The sequence below is a fragment of the Telmatobacter bradus genome (genome assembly GCF_048629425.1).
Taxonomy (GTDB): Bacteria; Acidobacteriota; Terriglobia; order Terriglobales; family Acidobacteriaceae; genus Telmatobacter; species Telmatobacter bradus.
Map to the genome: position 1 here is coordinate 4,490,409 of NZ_CP184532.1, position 20,779 is coordinate 4,511,187.

Below are 20,779 nucleotides of genomic sequence, written 5' to 3' on the forward strand. Positions count from 1 at the left end.
GGCCAGTCTTACTTGCGCTTGCCGCCAGCCTTCTTCGAAGCCTTCAACGGATCGACCGTCGAGCTACCGGCAAAACCACGACGCTCACGCGGTGCCTGGCCAGCCTTCGAGATCAAAACATAGCCATCGCGGGCACCAGGTACCGCACCCTCGACCATCAGCAGGTTCTCTTCGAGATCAATACCGCGAATGCGCAGATTGCGCACCGTGACCTGCGCGTCGCCGAAGTGACCCGGCATACGCTGGCCCGGGAAGACGCGCGACGGGAAGCTGGATGCGCCAATCGAACCCTGAACCTGGAACATGTGGCCGTGCGACTTCGGTCCGCCAGCAAAACCGTGACGGCGAACAACACCGGCAAAACCGCGGCCCTTGGAAGTGCCGATCACATCGACAAACCTGGCCTCGGAGAAAATATCAACCAGAACGCGATCGCCTGCCTTGGCGCCTTCTTCACCCTCGAAGTTCTCAATTCCAACTTCGCGGAGTTCGCGCATCGGCGGTGCTTCGCACTTGTTCAGGTGGCCCAGTTCGGGCTTGGTCAGGTTCTTGGCCTTCACGAATTCAACCAGGCCGATCTGCGCCGCGTCGTATCCGTCCTTGGCAAGGGTCTTCAGCTGTGTAATCACACAGGGACCAGCCTGCAGAACCGTAATCGGATGAATGTCGCCCTTCTCATCGAAGACCTGCGTCATGCCGATTTTTTTACCCAGAATTCCAGTAACTGACATCTTACCTTTACCTCATCATGCGACCTTGAACCTTGTCGCACTGCCGGGAGTTTCCAGAGCTGCTAGCTGCCAGCTTTTAGCCTCTAGCTTTTCGTTCGCTCTGGAGCCTCATCAATTTTTTAACCTGCCATGCTTTAGCTAGAAGCTCAGAGCTGACAGCGAGTAGCCGAGAAGCAGCTAGGCTACTTTTCGAAAGCCTTGATCTCTACATCGACACCGGCGGGCAAATCGAGCTTCATCAGAGCGTCGACCGTCTGCTGGGTCGGCTCGAGAATGTCGATCAGACGCTTGTGCGTACGGATCTCGAAAGCTTCACGCGACTTCTTGTCCACGTGGGGCGAGCGGAGAACGCAATACTTGTTCTTGATCGTCGGCAAGGGAATCGGGCCGGCCACCGAAGCGCCCGTGCGCTTGGCCGTCTCCACGATTTCGCCCGTCGAAGTATCCAGCACGCGATAATCGTATGCCTTCAACCGGATGCGAATCCTCTGTCCTACCATTGTGTCCTATCTTCCTGCCACTTGCCAAATTACTGACGTGTGGCGTACCTGATTTATTGAAAAAGCCAGCAATCAGTACCGCATCGCTCAGGTCGCTGAATTACCGTGGTACTGTTCCCTGGCCTTCCAGAAAAAGGTTCCAGTGGCTAGGTTCCAAGTTCTAGTTTTCACTAGCCCCTAAAACCTAGCATCTAGCACCTATTACTTGATGATCTCCGAGACCGTGCCGGCGCCCACCGTGCGGCCGCCTTCGCGGATCGCAAAGCGCAGACCCTTTTCGAGGGCTACGGGCGTGATCAGCTCGATCGTCAGCGTCACGTTATCGCCAGGCATCACCATCTCCACGCCTTCAGGAAGCTCGGCCACACCCGTCACGTCCGTCGTACGGAAGTAGAACTGGGGACGATAGCCCTTGAAGAACGGAGTGTGACGGCCACCCTCTTCCTTGCTCAGTACGTACACCGAGCCCGTGAAGTTGGTGTGAGGAGTGATCGAACCGGGCTTGGCCAGAACCATGCCGCGTTCGACGTCTTCCTTCGGAATGCCGCGCAGAAGAATGCCGGCGTTGTCGCCTGCCATGCCTTCATCCAGCTGCTTCTTGAACATTTCAACGCCCGTGCAAACCGTCGGACGGGTCTCACGGAAACCAACGATCTCGCAGGCTTCGCCCACCTTGATCTTGCCGCGCTCGATACGACCGGTCACAACCGTGCCACGGCCAGAGATCGAGAAGATATCTTCGATCGGCATCAGGAAGGGCAGATCCACCGCGCGGTCAGGACGCGGAACATACTTGTCCACGTTCTCCATCAGCTCGTCGATCTTGGCTTCCCACTGCGCTTCGCCGTTGAGCGCGCCCAGGGCCGAACCACGGATCACCGGTACGTCGTCGCCGGGGAACTGGTACTTGCTCAGCAGCTCGCGAACTTCCATCTCGACCAGGTCGATCAGCTCGGCATCTTCCACCGCATCGCACTTGTTCAGGAAGACCACGATGTAGGGAACGCCTACCTGGCGGGCCAACAGAACGTGCTCCTTGGTCTGGGGCATCGGACCATCGGTCGCTGCCACCACCAGGATGCCGCCGTCCATCTGGGCTGCGCCGGTGATCATGTTCTTGATGTAATCGGCGTGACCAGGGCAGTCGACGTGCGCGTAGTGACGGTTGGCCGTCTCGTACTCGACGTGCGCCGTGGCGATCGTGATGCCGCGCTCGCGCTCTTCAGGAGCGTTATCAATCGAGTCGAAAGAACGGAAGGAGTTCTTCGGGTTGTGCTTGGCCAACACCTTCGTGATCGCTGCCGTCAGGGTCGTCTTGCCGTGATCGATGTGTCCAATCGTGCCCACGTTTACGTGCGGCTTCGAACGATCAAATTTTTCCTTCGCCATAAATTTCCTGCTTCCTTTTCGTAGCTCGTACAGCCTGTTGCGAACTCAGGGCGCCGGCCATCCGGCTCCAGCCCCAGAAACCAGCTACTAGCTTCTAGCTACTAGCTTCTAGCTCACTACGCCGCTTGAAACCACCGCGGCCTGAGCCTGGCACGAGCTGCTAGCAGCTAAAAGCTAGCGGCTAACAGCTCGTCATTACTTGCCCTGCGAACGACCGATGATTTCATCGGTAATCATGCGGGGAGCTTCCTCGTAGCGGGCGAACTGCATCGAGTACGATGCACGGCCCTGCGTCGAAGAGCGGATGTCGTTGACGTAGCCAAACATTTCCTTCAGCGGAACGATGGCCTTGATGACCTGCGAACCAGAGACGTGCTCCATGCCCTCGATACGGCCACGGCGCGAGTTGATGTCGCCGATGATCGTACCCATGTGCTCTTCGGGAACGGTCACTTCGACGGCCATCACCGGCTCGAGCAGCACGGGACTGGCCTTGCGGGCGGCATCCTTGAAGGCGATCGAACCGGCAAACTTGAATGCCATTTCGTTCGAATCGACATCGTGGTAGCTGCCATCGAACAGGGTCACCTTGACATCCACAATCGGATAGCCGGCGATGACGCCCAGTTCGAGTGCACCCTGCACGCCCTGATCGATAGGCTTGATGTATTCCTTCGGAATCACGCCACCCTTGATCGCGTTAACAAATTCGTAGCCCTTACCCGGCTCATTCGGCTCCAGACGCAGCCAGCAATGACCGTAGTTGCCCGAACCACCGCTCTGACGGATGTAACGACCTTCCGCCTCGGCAGTCTTGCGAATCGTCTCACGGAAGGCAACCTTGGGCTCACCCACGTTGGCTTCGACCTTGTGTTCACGCCTCATGCGGTCCACAAGAATCTCAAGGTGCAACTCGCCCATGCCGCTGATGATCGTCTGACCCGAATCTTCATCGGTGCGAACCTTGAAGGTAGGATCTTCGTCAGCCAGCTTGGACAACGCCATACCCATCTTTTCCTGGTCAGCCTTGGTCTTGGGCTCAATCGCCACCGAGATCACGGTATCCGGGAAGGTGATGGCGCCGAGCGCAATCGGATGCGAAGGATCGCAGAGCGTATCGCCCGTCTTCAGATCCTTCAGACCTACGCAGGCGCAGATATCGCCCGCCAGGACTTCCGTCACATCTTCACGCTTGTTGGCGTGCATCTTAACCAGACGGCCCACGCGCTCGGTCTTGCCGGTGCGCGGATTCATCACGGTATCGCCCGTGCGGATCGTGCCCGAGTAGACGCGAATGAAGCAGAGCTTGCCAAAGGGATCATTGATGATCTTGAAGGCCAGAGCCGAAAGGGGCTCATCGTCTTCCACCTTGCGCGTCAGCGTCACTTCGTGCTGCTGAGGATCAATACCCTCGATCGGAGGCTTGTCGAGCGGGCTCGGCAAGTAATCAACCACAGCGTCAAGCAGGGTCTGGATGCCCTTATTCTTAAAGGCGGTTCCACACATGGCCGGAAAGAATTTCATCTCAATGGTGCCCTTGCGCAGGCCAGCCTTGATCTCTTCCTTGCTCAGTTCCTCGCCCTCGAGGTACTTCTCCATCAGGGTATCGTCACACTCGGCAATCGCTTCGACCATCTGGCTACGGAAAGCTTCAGCCTTCTTCACAAGATCAGCCGGGATCTCTTCGACTGAGTACTCAGCGCCCATGGTCTCGTCGTGCCACAGAATGGCCTTCATCTCGACCAGATCAACCACACCCTTGAAGTTAGCTTCAGCGCCAACCGGAATCTGGATGGCGAGTGGCTTTGCGCCGAGACGCTTGCGGATAGTCTCAAGCACATAGTCAAAGTCCGCGCCGTTCTTGTCCATCTTATTGACGAAGCAAATACGGGGAACCTTATACTTGTCGCCCTGACGCCATACCGTCTCAGACTGGGGCTGAACACCAGAAACCGAGTCAAACACAGCTACCGCACTATCAAGGACGCGCAGCGAACGCTCCACCTCAGCCGTAAAGTCAACGTGGCCAGGAGTATCGATAATGTTGATACGGACATCACGCCATTTGCAGGTGGTTGCGGCCGAGGTGATCGTAATGCCGCGTTCCTGCTCCTGCTCCATGTAATCCATCGTGGCGGTACCTTCATGCACTTCGCCAATACGATGCGTGATGCCGGTATAGAAGAGGATGCGCTCTGTCGCTGTCGTCTTTCCGGCGTCGATGTGCGCCATAATGCCGATGTTCCGGCAACGATTCAGAGATACGGTGCGTGCCACGTCTTCATCATCCTTGCGAGCCCGGGCCCGCGGTTATCCCAAGGCAGAGCCCGAGGAGTGACATCATAAAGCGGGGCCAGCTCTCGGCCAGCCCCGTAGTCAGAAGCAGAAACTACCAGCGATAGTGGGCAAAGGCGCGGTTCGCCTCGGCCATGCGGTGTACATCTTCCTTCTTCTTGATGGAACCGCCGCGACTGTTGGCCGCATCCAGGAGCTCGTTGGAAAGTTTATCCGCCATACCCTTTTCACCACGAGCACGGCTATAGGTCAGAATCCAGCGAATCGCCAGCGAAGTACGACGGTCCGGAGCAACTTCGACCGGGACCTGATAGTTCGCACCGCCCACACGGCGGGTCTTGACCTCGAGCAGGGGCTTGCAGTTCTCCACGGCCTTCTTGAAGAGCTTGATCGCCTCTTCGCCGCCGCCGCGCTCTTCCAGGCTCTTCATCGCCTTATAGAAGACGCCCTGCGCGGTGGACTTCTTGCCGCCCAGCATCATCGAGTTCACGAACTTGGTCGCCAGCGTCGAACCGTAAACCGGATCCGGTGCTACTTCACGCTTGCTTACATGGCCTTTTCTTGGCACTTTTCCTTGACCTTTCAGCGCCCTCACGGCGCCTGCTTCTACTACCCCAGTCCGGGCCCAATGATCCGTCCCGGAACCGCTTTCAGCTTTTAGCTTCCAGCTTCTAACTCCTGACCTCTAGCCGAAAGCTAGACGTCGAAAGCTAAAAGCTGCACTTTCAAGCTACTTCTTACCCTTGGCTGCCGGTGCTCCCGCCTTGCCACGCTTGGTGCCGTACTTGGAACGGCTCTGATTACGACCGGCAACGCCGACCGAATCCAGGGTTCCACGCACAACGTGATAGCGCACGCCAGGCAGATCCTTCACACGACCACCGCGAATGAGCACAATCGAGTGCTCCTGCAGATTGTGGCCGATGCCAGGGATGTAGGTGGTGACCTCAATACCATTGGTCAAACGTACACGGGCGACCTTACGCAGAGCCGAGTTCGGCTTCTTGGGGGTCTGGGTATACACGCGGGTGCACACGCCGCGCCGCTGGGGCGAAGCCTGCAAAGCCGGCGACGCCGTCTTGTACCGCGGGGCCGTACGCCCCTTGCGAACCAGCTGATTGAATGTAGGCAAACCGAAACTCCTTACCTCGAACACTCAGTTCCGCAGCCGCGCGCAGTCGCTCTGGGCTTTTCGCGCCCGCCCGTGGCTTTAAAGCCCACAGGACGCGCCGAAGCCCATTCCTAACTGCTCGCGTCTGCCTTCGTTCCAATCTCAGACGAGAAACGGGACGGTGGCCAGTCGCTTTCTGTTCACACAGAAAGGCCCGCTCCGTATCGCCGTTTCCGGCTCGCATAGCCCTCCAAGGCGGAGAACGCGCGAGCGCCGATGCGATGTTTCCCTGCCCTCGCAAGAAGAGAGCAATTTCCGGGATCGTACCGGACAGATGGGTCGTTCCTGTCCGTTTCTGGGTCCAGTCCCGGCGGCCTTAAGCCTGCCTGAACCTCCCGACCCGCCTCCCTCAAGACACACAGAGAGACGCGTTCTTGCGGAACCTTCTTAAGATACCAAAAATACGCGGGCTGGGTCAATGTACAGAACCCTCGCCCGCATTGATTTTTCTTGGTGTTTTCACCATTTTCAGTGCATAACAGGGACAAATCCAGAGCCGCGACTCAGGGCGGGGTCATACACGACCACCGCCCCTTGCGAATCGAAGTCCCCCTGAACGCTTCGCAGCCGGGCTACAGCAGCCCGGTTCTGCCAGGAACGTACTGGATGGAATCCACCTTCCAGGCACCGCCATCCAGTACAAAGCTGGCCGTTTTCCTGCTACTCAGCTTGTTGCCGGGGGTGTGGACAATCTCCAGCAGTGCGGGAGAAAGTCCTTCCAGGCCAACAACTTCTGTGTACCCAACGGTCTTGTTCGCGCTCCCCGCATCCTGGGCCGGCTGCACATTTCTGGCCTTTGGATGGGTCTGCACAACGCTGGTAATCACGAGCGAAAAATTCTTGTCGTCCAGGCTTTCGGGACGCCATTCGATCACGTCCTTGCCGCTGGCCAGCTTAATCTGCTTCTTCCCGTCGTCCGTCAACGTAAAATCTGCCCAATAACGGTTCGGATACACCTTGGTGCGCGTCCAGAGCTTGCTATTGGCCCCCATCTGCATGCCCTGATCGTTGACCGTAATCTCCACGCCGGCCGCCGACTGGGCGTCCAACTTGGCCTGAATCAGCTTCTGGGCATCAGCCTGCGACAGTTCAGGAGCCGACTTGCAGCCGCTCAACCCCACCAGAGAAGCACTCAACAACACCATCGCTGCGAAAAACTTCCGGTTCAACATAGCCTTTCTCTTCCCTCCGACACGGCGTAAAAATAGCGCGAGCATTCCGTCCAGAATGCTTCGACTCGCCATTTTTCTCCCTTGCTTCCACTGTCGTCAAGTGAATTGAGAAAGACAGTTTTCAGCCCTCAGCTGTCCGCTTTCAGCTCTCTGCCGTAAAAACTCAGTGCCGCATCGCCCTGCTCTAGCAGACGAGTGCGCACGAGCGGCCCAAAGCACTCGGCCAGCTTGTCCTTGCGACGGTGCTCGGCAATCACCAACCCGTCTTCGGCCAAAACCGAGGGCAACAGACCAAGGGTCTGCTCGTACTCGTCGGCCAGATCGTAGGGCGGATCGAGGAAGATCAGATCAAAGCGGGCCGGAGCAGCTTTCTTCAGAAAGGCGGCCACGCTCACGGCCTGCACCCCGACGCCCGCCGCAATTCCCAGCCGGGAAAGGTTTGCGCGCAGCGCCTTCAGCGCCGGCTGAGCGCGTTCCACCAGCTCCACACGGGCTGCGCCACGACTCAGCGCCTCGATTCCCACAGCCCCCGAGCCGGCATAAAGATCAAGAAAACGTGCCCCCATGATTCGGGGGGCAAGGACGTTAAAGAGCGTCTCGCGCAACCGGTCGCTGGTAGGCCGGGTGTTCATTCCGGCGGGTGCGTCCAGGGCGCGAGAACGAAAAATTCCAGCAATCACTCGCATCGCCCTTCAGGATACGCGACCCGGCCCGATCCGACCCCGTACAATTCTCTGTATGCGAGGTTGGTCAATTCCCCTGGGTCAGTGGGCGGGCGTTGAGTTACGCGTTCATATCTTTTTTCCGCTTTTGGCTCTCGTATTTTTCGGCATAGTAGGCGGTCAGGGCTGGCCGCGCGCCACGGCGTTGCTGCTGTTTGTGGCGCTGGCGGTCTTTGTACGTCTTGCCGCGCAATTGCTGGTTGCGGCACGTATGGATCTGCATTTGCGCACCGTGCTACTGCTGCCCATCGGCGGCCTGCTGGCCTATGCCACTCCGGAAGCTCAGGAAATGGCCCACCAGGGCAAGGCCCGCTACCCCATGGCACTGTGCGGACCGCTGGCCAACTTTGCCACCGCGCTGGTGCTCGGCGTGACCGTGCTCGGCATCAGCCCCGATCTGCCCCTGTTCGCTTTTCCGCTGGTCGATCCCGCCCACCTGGTGCGTTCGCTCATCTGGATGCAGGCCGGGCTGGGCGTGCTGCACCTGCTGCCGGCCTATCCGCTGGACTGCGGCCGACTGGTGCGCAACCACTTTGCCCAGGGGCGCGGATTCTTTTCGAACGCCCGCGCTGCGGCCAACGCCGGACAGATGCTGGTCTGGGCGGCCATGCTCTCTGGCATGATCCTGCGCAACCCCTGGCTGACGCTGGCCGGCTTCTTCATTTTGGTTGGAGCGCAGGTCGAGGATCAGGGCGTCTTCTTCCAGTCGGTAGTGGACACCGTGCGTATGCGCGAGGTAATGCTGACTGACTTTGCCACCCTTTCGCCCAGCGACACGCTCAGCAGCGCTCTTTCCCGCTGCGTGCATTCGCTGCAGGATGAGTTCCCGGTGGTGCGCGGCCCTGAACTGGTTGGCATCATCAGTCGCCAGCGCATTCTGGACGCATTGCGTGCCGACGGCGACGGCTACATCCAGTCCGTCATGTCGCGCGTCTTCCAGATCGCCGGCCCCGAAGACACACTGGGCGCGGCCATCCGCCGCCTGACCCAAGGCAAGGGCCTGTCGCTGATTCCGGTCACCGACGCCGGGCGCGTGGTGGGCATTGTGAGTGTGCAGAATCTGATGAGCTCCATGGCCCTGCTCAGCGAACAGCGGCGCATAGAGCGCCAGCAGGACGGAGACTAGCCGATGGCGGAAGAAAACCGGCTTGCTCCCGGACTCTATCTGGTGGCAACTCCGATCGGCAACTTGGGTGACATTACCCTGCGCGCACTAGAAGTGCTGCGCTCGGCCGATCGCATTGCTTGCGAAGACACCCGCCAGACTCAGAAACTTCTGAATCACTTTGAGATCAGCACGCCCACCACCAGTTGCCACCATTTCAATGAGCGGGAAAAATCCGCGCGCCTGGTGGAAGAGCTGCAGCAGGGCGCGCGCATTGCGCTGGTCAGCGACGCCGGAATGCCCGGCATCAGCGACCCTGGCGGCTGGCTGGTTCCGGCGGCCATTGAAGCCGGCGTAACCGTAGTGCCGATTCCTGGAGCCAACGCCGCGCTCAGCGCACTGGTGGCCAGCGGCCTGCCCACCACGGAATTTCACTTCATCGGATTTCTGCCGGAAAAGGCCGGAGCCCGGCGCACACGGCTGGAAGAGTTGGCCGCACAGGCCGGAGCCGAGCCGCGCACGCTCATCTTTTATGAAGCGCCGCACCGCATTCTTGAAACCCTCGCGGATCTGGAGTCGATCTTCGGCCCCAGCCTGCGCGTGGTGCTGGCCCGCGAACTGACCAAGCTGCATGAGGAGTTCCTGCGCAAGCCTGTGGCCGAGGCCCGTCAGGATCTGGCGGCACGCGATCGCATTCGCGGTGAGTTCACCCTGCTGGTGGAAGCTCCCGCCCGCAGCGCACAGCCGGAGAGCCATGAATCGCTGGCAGAGCGGCTCACCCGCCTGCAGAACGAGTTGGGCATCGACGAAAAGGACGCGCTCAAGCGTCTGGCCCGCGAACTGGGCCAATCGAAGAGCGACCTGTACCGCGAGTTACAGCGGCAGCGAGCCAAACGTAGCCGCTGATTTTCTACCCCAAGCCGCCGCTGATCTGTTCCCCCAAGAAGACCTGCGGCCCGGCTTTCATGAAAAGCTGAACAAATATTCCCTTTTTCAGAATCCCTCCCGGAGCTCTTCGCGTCCCACAATAGACCCTCATTTTCTGCGCGGTCCTTTGAGCTGCACTTGTGGCCGACGCTGTGGAGACTTTTTTGTTGAAGAAAAAACTTCTTTGGTCTGCCGGTATTTTTCTCGCCCTGCTTCTCAGCGTTTACATTGCTTTTGGCATCAAGGCCGGCGAAGGCGCGTTGCACCCGCCGCGCCTCCATCTGACGCAAGCAGACATGCTGCAATTCCATCAGATTGCCGCTGCCAACCACGCCACGGCAGGTGATGTCACCATTCAGGCTGCAGACGGCATTCCGCTACGCGCCTGGACGCTGGTTCCCGCACAATCGAATGGCAACGCCATCCTGCTGCTGCACGGCCACCAGCACAACCGCGCCATGCTGCTGGACCGCGCGGAGCTTTTCCTGCGCCACGGCTATGCAGTGCTGCTGCCCGACGCCCGCGACCACGGCGAGAGTGGCGGGCAGATTGCCACCTTTGGCGTGCTGGAATCCAGCGACGTGCGCCGCTGGTACGACTGGATGGCAGCCAATCTGCGCCCGCACTGCATTGACGGCTATGGAACCTCGATGGGCGCGGCTGGGATTCTGGAGGCTATGCGCACCACCCCGGGCTTCTGTGCCGTGGTGGCCGATTCGCCCTTTGACAGCTTCCGCGAAGCCTCCTATGAGCGCATGGGGCAGATGTTTGGCACCGGCGACTGGCTGGGCCGCACCCTGCTGCGCCCGGTCATCGACATTGGCAGTCTGGAGGTTCGCCTGCGCTATGGAATCAACATGGAAGAAGCCTCGCCCGACCGCGCCGTAGCTGAAACCACGATTCCCGTGCTGTTGGTTCACGGCACCAGCGACACGAATCTGCCCATCCGCCATTCACTGATGATCCTGGCCGACAATCAGCAACGCAAGCCCGCGCTGGCCTTCTGGAAGGTTCCCGGCGCAGAACATTGCGAAGCCATCAAGGTAGATCCAGCGGGCTTTGAACAGCGTGTGGTGAGCTGGTTCGACCAGCACCGCTGAAGTTTCTTTCCACCTCACAAGACAAAGGCGCGGATCACTCCGCGCCTTTGCCTTTTTCTGTCTCCGCTCCCGAGCGCCGCCTCTTCCCGAAAGCTATGCCATTTGCTTCGCCGCCGGAAAGCTCATGCGCATGGTGGCTCCGCCCTCGGCACGGTTGTGTGCCGAAAGCTCGCCGCCATGTAGCCGCACAGCTCGGTCGGCAATGGCCAGACCCACACCAAAGCCGCCTGTGCTTGGGCTACGCGCATCGTCTACCCGGTAGAAGGGACGGAAGATCGCCTGCTGTTGATCCTCGGGAATCCCGGGGCCATGGTCGCTTACATTCAGTTCCACGCGGCGCTCACCATGCTCCACCGCAGTACGAAGGCTGACTTCCACCTCGGTTCCGGGGTCGGTATAGCGAATGGCATTGCGCACCACGTTCTCGATGGCGCGATAGAGCAGCTCCTCATTGCCTTCGATGAAGCACTCTTCCGCAGCATGAAAAACAACGCCACACTCTCGCTGCCGCGCCTCGTACTCAGAGTCGGGAATCAGCTTTTCCACCAGCTGATTCAAGTTCAGTCGGCCGAAGTGCTTCTGCCGTTCCAGCGCCTCCATCGACGAAAGCGTGAGCAACTGGCCAATCAACTGATTCAGCCGCACTGTCTCGCGCTCAATGCGGTCCAGATGAGCACCCATCGGCTCGCTGGCGTCTTCGCGAGCCAATTCCAGGGCCACGCTCAGGCGGGCCAGCGGCGAACGCAGCTCGTGCGAAACATCCCGCAGCAGCAACTTCTGTGCGCCCACCAGCTGCTCCAGCCGTTCGGCCATGTGATTGAAGTCGAGGATCAGGCCCGCAACCTCATCGCCCTTGAAGAACGCGCCCTCTGGTCCGGTCAGGCGCACCCGCTCATCCAGCTTGCCACGGGCCAGCGAACGGGCCACCCGCCGCAACTGCATCACGGGCCGCGTAAACAGAAAACCCAGCACAAACGTGGTAAAGCCGCCAATCACAATAGCCACCGGAAGCTGGGGAGTGGAAAAGTGCAGCAGATCCTCCCACAAGCTGGGTCTGTGCGGCAGATGCAAGCGGCAGAGCAGATACACATACGACTTGCCCGAAGCCGAATGCACCGGCACCGTCCAGATGTACTGGCGGTCCACAATGCGTCCTTCAACATGTGGCGGCAACTGGGCAAACTCCTGCGCGGACAGCTGCGCCATGCCCTGCGGAGAACAGAGCGGTTCGCCCGAGGCAGTCGCCAGAGCAATGGTTTGGCTAATGTTAGAGGCGTAGGTGGAAACCGCCGCGCAACCGCCCGTTTCATAGGCATTTGCCGTCAGTTGCGCTTCCCGTTCAATGGTGCTTCGGACTACGTCATAGAGCACATCGGGCCCACCAAAGTGGCGATGCACAATCAGGGCCATGGAAAGAACGAAGATCAGGCTCTGCGCAATCCAGAAGATGATGAAGATCTTGAAGAACAGCCCGCGCATGTGCATTTTCCCTCTCTGATCTATTCGATGGATTCCAGGTTGATGGCCAACTGATAGCCCGCGCCACGAATGGTCTTCACCAGATCCTCGGCCGCGCCCTTGTCGCTGAGTTTGCGACGCAGGCGGCTTACGTGCATATCCAGGCTGCGATCGAAGGGATGAAAGCGGCGACCGAGCACGCTTTCGCTGATCTCCTCCCGCGAAACCACCTTGCCCGGCGTGCTCATCAAGGCTTCCAGCAGGCTGAACTCCACGTCGGTCAACTCCACCTTCTGGCCGTCCAGCGTTACGGTGCGGGCAGCGCGATTCAGTTCCAGGTTTTCGGCCTTGAGCACGGTCTGCTCCACCTTGCCCGCAGCCACACCGGCACGGCGCAGAATGGCGCGCATGCGGGCCAGCAGTTCGCGGGGATTAAAGGGCTTGGGCAGATAATCGTCGGCGCCAATCTCCAAGCCCACGATGCGGTCCACATCGTCGCCACGCGCGGTCAACAGCAACACGTTGACTGACGAAGTGGCACGCAGACGGCGCAACACCTCAAAACCATCCAGCCCGGGCAGCATCACATCCAGCAGCACCATCGCCCAGGGCCGCTCCTGCGCAGCTTTCAGGCCAAGGTCGCCACGATGCACCGCCGTCACCCGGAAGCTGAAGCGGCTCAGGTAGTCGGTGAGCATCGCGCAGAGCTCGGTATCGTCGTCGATCAGCAGAATCTCGTCTACATCCACTTGCATTGCAGATCCCTGTCCATAGCGGCTATACAAAGTTTCTCCAGCCGCTCACGTCCTAAGCGTACCCCCATTCCCACCTCTCTAGAACAGCGAAAATGTAATGAATGGTCACATCCGCAGTGACACTTTGTTACATTGCTTTACCCATTGTGACTGCAGTCGGGGGCAGAAAGCGGGATCCTGAAAGTGTACCAAGCGAGGAACACCCATGAAGGTTTCGATCTTGAATTTCGGCGGACTCCGTAAGAGCGCGGTCGCTCTGGTGGTTCTGCTTTGCGCCTTGCCTGCGCTGGCCCAGATGGGCAGTATCCATGGCACCCTCACCGATCCTTCGGGCGCGGTGATCTCCCAGGCTTCGGTTACAGCAACTGGCCCGGACGGCAATGCACACGCCGCCACCAGCACGACCACCGGCGCTTATTCGCTAGAGCAGCTTGCTCCCGGCCACTACACGCTTTCGATTGCGGCCGCAGGCTTTTCGCCCCTCGACGCCGTCAGCGTGCAGGTCTTCAGCGAGAAATCCTCGATGAAGAATCTTTCCCTTAAGCTGCCCACCGACGTGCAGCAGGTAGCCGTCAGTGCCCAGGATCAGGGTCTGGACGTAAGCGCCGACAATAACGCCGGAGCCATCGTTATCAAGGGCGCGGCGCTCGATGCGCTCAGTGACGATCCTGACGAGCTAAGCGATGAATTGACCGCTCTGGCTGGTCCCTCCGCGGGCCCCAACGGTGGCCAGATCTACATTGACGGCTTTACCGGCGGCCAACTGCCCCCCAAGAGCTCGATCCGCGAGATCCGCATCAATCAGAATCCCTTCTCGGCCCAGTACGACAAGATTGGCTATGGCCGCATCGAGATTCTGACCAAGCCCGGCTCCGACAAATTCCGCGGCATGTTCATGATGAATGGCAACGACTCGGCCATGAACTCGATGACCCCGTTCGTCAAAGACCAGCCAGCCTATTACTCCACCTTCTTCGTCGGCAACGCCAGCGGACCGCTCAACAAGAATGCCAGCTGGTTTGGCAACATCTTTCGCCGTGACAACCACGGCAACTCCATCATTTCTGCAGTCGTTGCTGACGCCAACGGCAACGCCAGCAGCTATTCGGCAGCCGTCTCCAATCCCACCTCGCGCATGAACTTCAGCCCACGCCTCGATCTGCAGTTGGGCGCCAAGAATACGCTCACCGTGCGCTATATGCTGGACCGCGTCAAGGAAACCAACGACGGCGTCAGCGGCACCTCACTGCAGAGCCAGGGCTATGACAAGTCCAGCTATGAAAACACCCTTCAGCTAAGCGACACGCAGGTCTTTACCGACCACGTGGTCAACGACCTGCGCTTCCAGTACATGCGCAGCCGGGCTTCAACCACGCCCTACTCCACCGATCCGACCGTAAGCGTCACTGGTGACTTTACGGATGGCGGCAACAGCTCCGGCAAAAGCCAGACCAAGCAGGATCAGTACGAGTTGCAGAACAACACCATGATCAGCAAGGGAGCCCATGCGCTGAATGTGGGCGGCCGCTTCCGCTTCAACCGTTACTCCAGCGATTCAACCTCGGGCTTCAACGGCAGCTACACCTACGACTCGCTGAGCAGCTACGACAGCCACACCCCGTCGCAGTACACCGTGACGGCCGGCAACGCGGCCGCCGTGGTCGACTACTTTGACCTGGGCGTTTACTACCAGGACGACTGGAAGCTCCGCCCTAACCTGACCTTCAGCTACGGCCTGCGCTGGGAAGTACAGAACGGCATGAGCGACTATAGCGACGTAGCCCCGCGCCTGAGCTTCGCCTGGGCTCCGTGGCAGAAAAAGGGCGCACCGGCCAAGACGGTCATTCGTGGCGGCTATGGATGGTTCTATGACCGTTACGGTGCAAGCAGCGTTCTGCAGACCGTTCTGCAGAATGGCGTGAACCAGAAGTCGTATGTGGTCACCGACCCGAGCTTCTATCAGAACGCGCCTTCGGCCTCCTCGCTGGCCTCTTCCAGCAGCGCCGCACCTACCATTTACACCCAGTCCGCCAACCTGCACGCTCCCATCAGCATGCAGTCCGCCATCGGCCTGGAACACAGCTTTGGCAAGTACGTGACCACCTCGGCCACCTACATCAACTCGCGCGGCGTGCATCAGTTCTATACCGATAACATCAACGCCTACGATCCTTCTACCTACGACTACTCAACCGCCACGGGTACGCGCCCCAACGGCGTCAACGAGAACATCTATCAGTACCAGTCGGGCGGTATCTTCAATCAGAACCAACTGATGGTGAACTATAGCGTCCGCGCCAGCAAAGTTTCGCTCTTTGGCTTCTACATGCTGAACTACGCCAAGGCCGACACCTCGGGCATCAGCTACTTCCCCACCAACGGTTCGAATCCGGGTGCCGACAACGGCCGTGCCACCTACGACACGCGCAATCGCTTCCTGCTGGGCGGCAACTACATGGCTCCGTTCAAGATCTCCATCAGCCCCATGATGGAAGCCGTCTCCGGATCACCGTTCAACATCACCACCGGCACCGATCTGAACGGCGACGGCCAGTATAACGACCGTCCCGCCTGGGCCACGGCTTCCAGCACCAATACAAAAACCACCTCGTACGGCACCTTCGATGTTGACCCGGCCTGGAACGCCAAACGCATTGCCTATGACATGGGCACCGCTCCGGCACAGTTCAGCCTGAACATGCGCGTTTCAAAGTCCATTGGCATTGGCCCCAAGGTGGCCAACGGTCTGGGCGCATCGCAAGGCGGTCCCGGAGGTCCTGGTGGTCCCGGTGGACCGGGCGGAGGCCCTGGCGGCGGTCGTGGACTCGGCGCCAGCGGTCTAAGCCGCAACAACGGCCCTGGCAAGATGGATCAAGACACGCAGCGCCGCTACTCGCTCAACTTCAGCGTGATGAGCCACAACGTCCTGAACAACGTTAACTTCGCGGCTCCCAGTGGTGTACTCAGCTCCGACCTCTTCGGCAAGAGCACCAGCCTGGCGGGTGGATTCTTCAACACCTCCTCAGCCAACCGCACCGTTGAAGCCATGGTTTCGTTCAGCTTCTAGCTAGACGAGGCTCAAACCATATTCGCAGGACCTTCGTTCCCCTTTTCGCAGATGCTTCGTAAGTCACACCGAAGGTCTAGAAAAAAACCGAAGGTCCAATTGAAAAGTAGTTTGCATAGCCCTGATGGGGGCAGCATTGTCCATCCGGCGTACCTCCATTCGCCGGGTGGACTTTTTTTGTTTTCTTCTGGTTTAGGATGAGCGTATGGCCCCCTTGCTCCACATCGACAATCTGCACATCTGCTTTGGCGAGCAGGAGGCGGTGTACGGCCTCTCGCTCCACATCGATGAAGGCGAAGCGCTGGGTCTGGTGGGCGAATCCGGCTCGGGCAAAAGCGCCACTTCTCTGGCTATTCTCGGCCTGCTGCCAGCCAGTGCCACCGCTACAGGCAAAATTCTCTTCGACGGCCAAGACCTGCTTTCGCTCAGCCCGCGAGCACTGCGCCCGCTGCGCGGCAACCAGATTGCCATGATCTTTCAGGAGCCGATGACCGCGCTCAATCCGGTGATGCGCATCGGCAAGCAGATCGCCGAAGCCTACCAGGCACACCATCCCTCGGCCACAGCCCGCGAAGCCAAACAGAAGACCATTGCAGCGCTGGAGTCCGTGGCGATTCCCGATGCAGCCACGCGGTTCGGCGACTTTCCACACCAGTTCTCGGGCGGCCAGCGGCAGCGCATCCTGATCGCCATGGCGCTGGTGAATCAGCCACGCCTGCTGATTGCCGACGAGCCCACCACAGCGCTCGATGTGACGGTGCAGGCGCAGATTCTGGAACTGCTGCGCACCTTGCAGGAGCAGCACAATCTGGCCATGCTCTTCATCTCGCACGATCTGGCTGTGGTCAGCCGCGTAGCCAGTAGGGTTGCCGTGCTCAAGAACGGCGCTCTGGTGGAAGAAGGCCCTTGCAGCCAGATCCTCCGCAAGCCCTCGCACATTTACACAAAAAACCTGCTGGCCGCCGTGCCCACCCTGCGCACCGACCGCAGCCAGCCGCTGGCGCAGGTAGCAGCTCTCTAAATTCCAGCCCAAACAAAACCGCCCTCTGGAAGCCAGAGGGCGGTTCGTATTGCGTATAGAGCGAGCTTACTCGGCAGCAGCTTCGGCAGCCGGAGCAGCGGCCTCGGCGGCAGCTTCTTCGGTGGCCTCGGCCAGAACCTGCACCTTGATCTGAGCCAGCACTTCGCGGTGCAGCTTGATCGAGATGCTAACTTCGCCCACGGTCTTGATGGGCTCGGCGAGAACGATCTTACGACGATCGATCTCAAAGCCCTGGGTGGCCAGATCGGCAGCGATGTCGGCAGCGGTAACCGAGCCGAACAGGTGGCCTTCTTCGCCCGACTTGCGGGTAAAGCTGAGGGCCACGGGAGCCAGCTTGGCGGCCAGTTCCTCGGCCACAATCTTCTCGGCAGCCGAGCGGCGGGCGGCCGAAGCCTTCATCTGCTCGATGACGGCCTTGTTGGAGGCCGTTGCCTGCATGGCCAGCTTCTTGGGCAGCAGGTAGTTGCGGGCGTAGCCGTCAGCAACCTTCACCACTTCGCCGCGGTGACCCAGATTCTCTACGTCTTGCTTCAGAATGATTTCCATCGAAAAATCTCCTCGATTCGACTGTCCCAGATCTCACATGTATCTGAGATCGCGCTAGCCAGCACGGCCAGCGTGGCTGATCGTAAGGATCAGCTTTGGGTTCTGGTTAGCGGCTGGCTCCAAGGCCAGCCGCAATCGTTTAGTCTTCGCGCTTCTTAGTGCTTGGTGGCGAAGGGCAGCAGAGCGATGTTGCGGGCCTGCTTGATGGCGCGCGTCAGACGACGCTGGTGCGTGGTGCAAACACCGGTCAGACGACGGGGCACGATCTTGCCACGCTCGGCCACAAAGCCCTGCAGAAGACGGACGTCGCGATACGGAATGGCGTCGATCTTCTCGGTGCAGAACTTGCAAACCTTCTTGCGACGGAAGAACTTGCCACGGCCGCCGGGGCCGGAAGGACGGCCACCCGCCGGACGGGGTCCACGGGAAGGTGCAGATGCAGGGGCAGATGCAGGGGCGGCGGCAACGGTCTCGCCAGCCTGGGGTGTTGCGCTCGCGCCGGTCTCCGGCGCCTTGGCTTGGGTCTCTTCAGACATAGGGTTCCCTCAACTCTCTTGGCTCTTCGCAGGCACTCATTGGGCGCAGACGAAGGGCTGGATCTGGCCGCCGGGGGCACTCAGGCCCAGGGCGGCAATCAACTCTGGCAAACTAGACAGCGGGCTGGGCAGCAACTTCCTCTGCCGGAGCCACGGGGGCCGCAACGGCAACCGGAGCTTCCGCAACGGGCGCAGCAACCGGAGCGGCGACAGGCGCTGCAACAGGAGCCGCAGCCGGAGCTGCAACAACCGGTACTTCCGCGCTGATCTTCCGCTTGGTTCCACGCAGAGCCTTCATCTTGGCCAGACGCTTCTCTTCTTCGTCAATGCGCACGGTGATGAACTTGATCACCTGCTCGTTGACGCGCAGACGGCGCTCGAGCTCAAGCACCAAATCGCCTTCCGCCTCAACCGTCGCAAGAACGTAGAAGCCGTCGGCACACTTGCGAACCATATAGGCCAGCTTGCGACGGCCCATCTTCTCAACCGACTTCACCACGCCCTTGCCGTTGGTCACGACGGTCGTGAAGCTGGCGATCAGCTTGTCGATTTCCTCTTCGACCACGTCCGGCCGAACAATGAACATCACTTCATACAAACGCGACATCTGCATTCCTTTTCCGCCGAAGCCTCGTCAGCCCCAGCCATTGCCGCTCCCTTGAACGGCCACTCCCGATTCGCGGCTTCTTCAGTTCTTCCGCCCAAGTCCCTAGTCCCTATGGCCCCTAGTCCTTGCTGGCAGCTTCCTGTCTTCAGCCTTTGCAACTCCGCCCTACTCTTTGCGGCGGTTAAACTCATTCATCGCGGCCGCGGCACCCAACTCGATCATCTTCCGCGTTGCCGTCGCTACCTGGTCCAGCACTTCGTCGAGCACCGTTAAATCCGCCTTGCGCAACGGAGAAAGCAGATAATCCTTGCCCCCCGCACGCTTGCCCGCTGCTTTCGCTTCGGGCGGCAGATCCGGCGCCACGCCGATCCGCAACCGGAGCCATTCCTGGCTCCCCAAGGAAGCGATGATGCTGCGGGCTCCATTGTGGCCCGCCGGCGATCCGCGTTCCTTGATCTTGAAGTCGCCCAGCGTCAGATCCAGCTCGTCATAAATCACGAGCAGATCCTTGGCGGGATCGGCCTCAAACTCCTTAACCAGCGCGGCCACGGAAAGGCCACTCAGGTTCATGAAGGTTTCCGGCTTGGCCAGGATTACCTCACGGCCAGCAATTCTGCAGCTGGCAGTCGCAGCCCGGCAACGCCGGTTCTGGACCACCACCCCTTCCTGCTGAGCGATGCGGTCGATGGCCATGAACCCCGCGTTGTGCGGGGTCCACTGATACTCAGGCCCCGGATTGCCGAGCCCCACCACCAGGAAGGGGCTCTTTCCGGTCTGATTCGCTTCCACCAAGGGTTACTTCTTTGCCTCAGGCTTGGCATCGGCGTCCGTCTTGCCCTTCTTGGCAACCTCAGGCTCAGCCGCAGCAGCCACTGCTTCAGCCGCCGGAGCAGCTTCTTCACGGATCGAAACCACATGGGCCACGGTCGCATCAGCAGCGTTCAGGAAGGTAACCTTGTCGGAGTGGGGCAGATCGCTGACGCGCAGCGAAGCATGCAGGGCCAAACCGGTTACGTCCACATCGAGGTGGCTCGGAATGTCGGCTGGGAGGCACTCAACTTCAACCTCACGCAGAACCTGATCCAGAATGCCGCCATCGTTCTTGACGCCCGTGGGAACACCCAGCAGCTTGACGCGAACCTTAACGTGCATCTTCTTGTCGAGAGCAATACGCTTCAGATCGATGTGGATCAGCTGATCCTTGATCGGCTCGAACTGCGTATCCACAACCATGGCCTTGGCGGTCGGCTGACCGGCAATTTCCACGTCGAAGATGGTGTTGTGGCCGGACTCGGAGTAGATGATCTTCAGAATGGCCTTGGGATCCACTTCGAGAGCCTGGGGTTCGCTACCTGCGCCGTAAATGACCGCGGGGATCTTGCCGGCAACACGCACGCGGCGCGCTGCATTCTTGTTGAACTTACCCTCACGGGCCTTGGCGATAACTACTTCGGGCATGGATTCTCTCGTTTCTTCGGGCACGGTGGAACAGCTTCTAAAAGCAGCCTCTAGCTACTAGCTTCCAGCTAAAAACTGCTGTATTCAGCTGTTTCGTCCCGCTCCCTTTGTGAAAAGCAGCTTTCAGCTTTCAGCTCTCTGCTGTCAGCCCTCAGATGCTTCTGTTTCCACCACGTCCGGAATCAACTGCTTTCCGGC

The 20,779-nt window shown here is 59.7% G+C and carries 20 protein-coding genes; 5 read left to right on the top strand and 15 right to left on the bottom strand.

What is annotated here, in order from left to right; all coding sequences use genetic code 11:
- Positions 1 to 8: 8 nt before the first annotated feature.
- From rplC to rsmD, 8 genes are all read right to left on the bottom strand, one after another.
- Positions 9 to 731, bottom strand: coding sequence for a 50S ribosomal protein L3 (gene rplC / locus ACOBR2_RS18630; RefSeq protein ID WP_420237590.1), 723 nt, complete (start codon positions 729 to 731; stop codon positions 9 to 11).
- Between the two features lie 182 nt (positions 732 to 913).
- Positions 914 to 1,231 (bottom strand): 30S ribosomal protein S10, encoded by a 318-nt coding sequence (gene rpsJ, locus ACOBR2_RS18635; protein ID WP_420237591.1) that lies wholly within the window; start codon positions 1,229 to 1,231, stop codon positions 914 to 916.
- Between the two features lie 201 nt (positions 1,232 to 1,432).
- Positions 1,433 to 2,620, bottom strand: coding sequence for an elongation factor Tu (tuf, locus tag ACOBR2_RS18640; protein WP_420237592.1), 1,188 nt, complete (start codon positions 2,618 to 2,620; stop codon positions 1,433 to 1,435).
- A gap of 195 nt (positions 2,621 to 2,815) precedes the next feature.
- Positions 2,816 to 4,897, bottom strand: coding sequence for an elongation factor G (fusA, locus tag ACOBR2_RS18645; RefSeq protein ID WP_420237593.1), 2,082 nt, complete (start codon positions 4,895 to 4,897; stop codon positions 2,816 to 2,818).
- 112 nt (positions 4,898 to 5,009) lie between these two features.
- Complete coding sequence (gene rpsG, locus ACOBR2_RS18650; protein WP_420237594.1) at positions 5,010 to 5,483, bottom strand: 30S ribosomal protein S7; 474 nt, start codon at positions 5,481 to 5,483, stop codon at positions 5,010 to 5,012.
- Positions 5,484 to 5,645: 162 nt separating this feature from the next.
- Positions 5,646 to 6,047, bottom strand: coding sequence for a 30S ribosomal protein S12 (gene rpsL / locus ACOBR2_RS18655; RefSeq protein ID WP_420237595.1), 402 nt, complete (start codon positions 6,045 to 6,047; stop codon positions 5,646 to 5,648).
- A 611-nt stretch (positions 6,048 to 6,658) separates the two neighbouring features.
- The gene (locus ACOBR2_RS18660) at positions 6,659 to 7,258 is read right to left on the bottom strand and encodes a hypothetical protein (RefSeq protein ID WP_420237596.1); all 600 of its coding nucleotides are present in this window, start codon (positions 7,256 to 7,258) and stop codon (positions 6,659 to 6,661) included.
- Positions 7,259 to 7,386: 128 nt separating this feature from the next.
- Positions 7,387 to 7,944 (bottom strand): 16S rRNA (guanine(966)-N(2))-methyltransferase RsmD, encoded by a 558-nt coding sequence (gene rsmD / locus ACOBR2_RS18665; RefSeq protein ID WP_420237597.1) that lies wholly within the window; start codon positions 7,942 to 7,944, stop codon positions 7,387 to 7,389.
- A gap of 52 nt (positions 7,945 to 7,996) precedes the next feature.
- On the opposite strand from rsmD, the gene ACOBR2_RS18670 reads away from it, so the two are divergent.
- The 3 genes from ACOBR2_RS18670 (at position 7,997) to ACOBR2_RS18680 (ending at position 11,112) form a co-directional block, all read left to right on the top strand.
- Positions 7,997 to 9,106, top strand: a complete 1,110-nt coding sequence (locus ACOBR2_RS18670) for a CBS domain-containing protein (protein WP_420237598.1) — start codon at positions 7,997 to 7,999, stop codon at positions 9,104 to 9,106.
- 3 nt (positions 9,107 to 9,109) lie between these two features.
- On the top strand, positions 9,110 to 9,991 hold the full coding sequence (rsmI, locus tag ACOBR2_RS18675) for a 16S rRNA (cytidine(1402)-2'-O)-methyltransferase (RefSeq protein WP_420237599.1): 882 nt from the start codon (positions 9,110 to 9,112) through the stop codon (positions 9,989 to 9,991).
- A gap of 188 nt (positions 9,992 to 10,179) precedes the next feature.
- Positions 10,180 to 11,112 (top strand): alpha/beta hydrolase, encoded by a 933-nt coding sequence (locus ACOBR2_RS18680; protein WP_420237600.1) that lies wholly within the window; start codon positions 10,180 to 10,182, stop codon positions 11,110 to 11,112.
- A 93-nt stretch (positions 11,113 to 11,205) separates the two neighbouring features.
- On the opposite strand, the gene ACOBR2_RS18685 is transcribed toward ACOBR2_RS18680, so the two are convergent.
- Both ACOBR2_RS18685 and ACOBR2_RS18690 read right to left on the bottom strand, forming a co-directional pair.
- Positions 11,206 to 12,591, bottom strand: a complete 1,386-nt coding sequence (locus ACOBR2_RS18685) for a sensor histidine kinase (protein ID WP_420237601.1) — start codon at positions 12,589 to 12,591, stop codon at positions 11,206 to 11,208.
- Positions 12,592 to 12,611: 20 nt separating this feature from the next.
- Positions 12,612 to 13,325, bottom strand: a complete 714-nt coding sequence (locus ACOBR2_RS18690; RefSeq protein ID WP_420237602.1) for a response regulator transcription factor — start codon at positions 13,323 to 13,325, stop codon at positions 12,612 to 12,614.
- Positions 13,326 to 13,530: 205 nt separating this feature from the next.
- Between ACOBR2_RS18690 and ACOBR2_RS18695 the strand changes: the two genes are divergently transcribed.
- Both ACOBR2_RS18695 and ACOBR2_RS18700 read left to right on the top strand, forming a co-directional pair.
- Positions 13,531 to 16,392 carry a carboxypeptidase regulatory-like domain-containing protein gene (locus ACOBR2_RS18695; RefSeq protein ID WP_420237603.1) on the top strand — a complete coding sequence of 954 codons (2,862 nt, stop codon included), beginning with the start codon at positions 13,531 to 13,533 and terminating at the stop codon, positions 16,390 to 16,392.
- Between the two features lie 205 nt (positions 16,393 to 16,597).
- Complete coding sequence (locus ACOBR2_RS18700) at positions 16,598 to 17,413, top strand: ATP-binding cassette domain-containing protein (protein WP_420237604.1); 816 nt, start codon at positions 16,598 to 16,600, stop codon at positions 17,411 to 17,413.
- 66 nt (positions 17,414 to 17,479) lie between these two features.
- Here ACOBR2_RS18700 and rplI read toward each other — a convergent pair whose 3' ends face one another.
- The 5 genes from rplI to ACOBR2_RS18725 form a co-directional block, all read right to left on the bottom strand.
- Complete coding sequence (gene rplI, locus ACOBR2_RS18705) at positions 17,480 to 17,980, bottom strand: 50S ribosomal protein L9 (protein ID WP_420237605.1); 501 nt, start codon at positions 17,978 to 17,980, stop codon at positions 17,480 to 17,482.
- 155 nt (positions 17,981 to 18,135) lie between these two features.
- The gene (rpsR, locus tag ACOBR2_RS18710; protein ID WP_420237606.1) at positions 18,136 to 18,516 is read right to left on the bottom strand and encodes a 30S ribosomal protein S18; all 381 of its coding nucleotides are present in this window, start codon (positions 18,514 to 18,516) and stop codon (positions 18,136 to 18,138) included.
- Between the two features lie 112 nt (positions 18,517 to 18,628).
- Positions 18,629 to 19,123: a 30S ribosomal protein S6 gene (gene rpsF, locus ACOBR2_RS18715; RefSeq protein WP_420237607.1), complete on the bottom strand. Its 495-nt coding sequence runs from the start codon at positions 19,121 to 19,123 to the stop codon at positions 18,629 to 18,631.
- 165 nt (positions 19,124 to 19,288) lie between these two features.
- On the bottom strand, positions 19,289 to 19,912 hold the full coding sequence (pth, locus tag ACOBR2_RS18720) for an aminoacyl-tRNA hydrolase (protein ID WP_420237608.1): 624 nt from the start codon (positions 19,910 to 19,912) through the stop codon (positions 19,289 to 19,291).
- 6 nt (positions 19,913 to 19,918) lie between these two features.
- Positions 19,919 to 20,581, bottom strand: coding sequence for a 50S ribosomal protein L25 (locus tag ACOBR2_RS18725; RefSeq protein WP_420237609.1), 663 nt, complete (start codon positions 20,579 to 20,581; stop codon positions 19,919 to 19,921).
- Between the last annotated feature and the right edge of the window lie 198 nt (positions 20,582 to 20,779).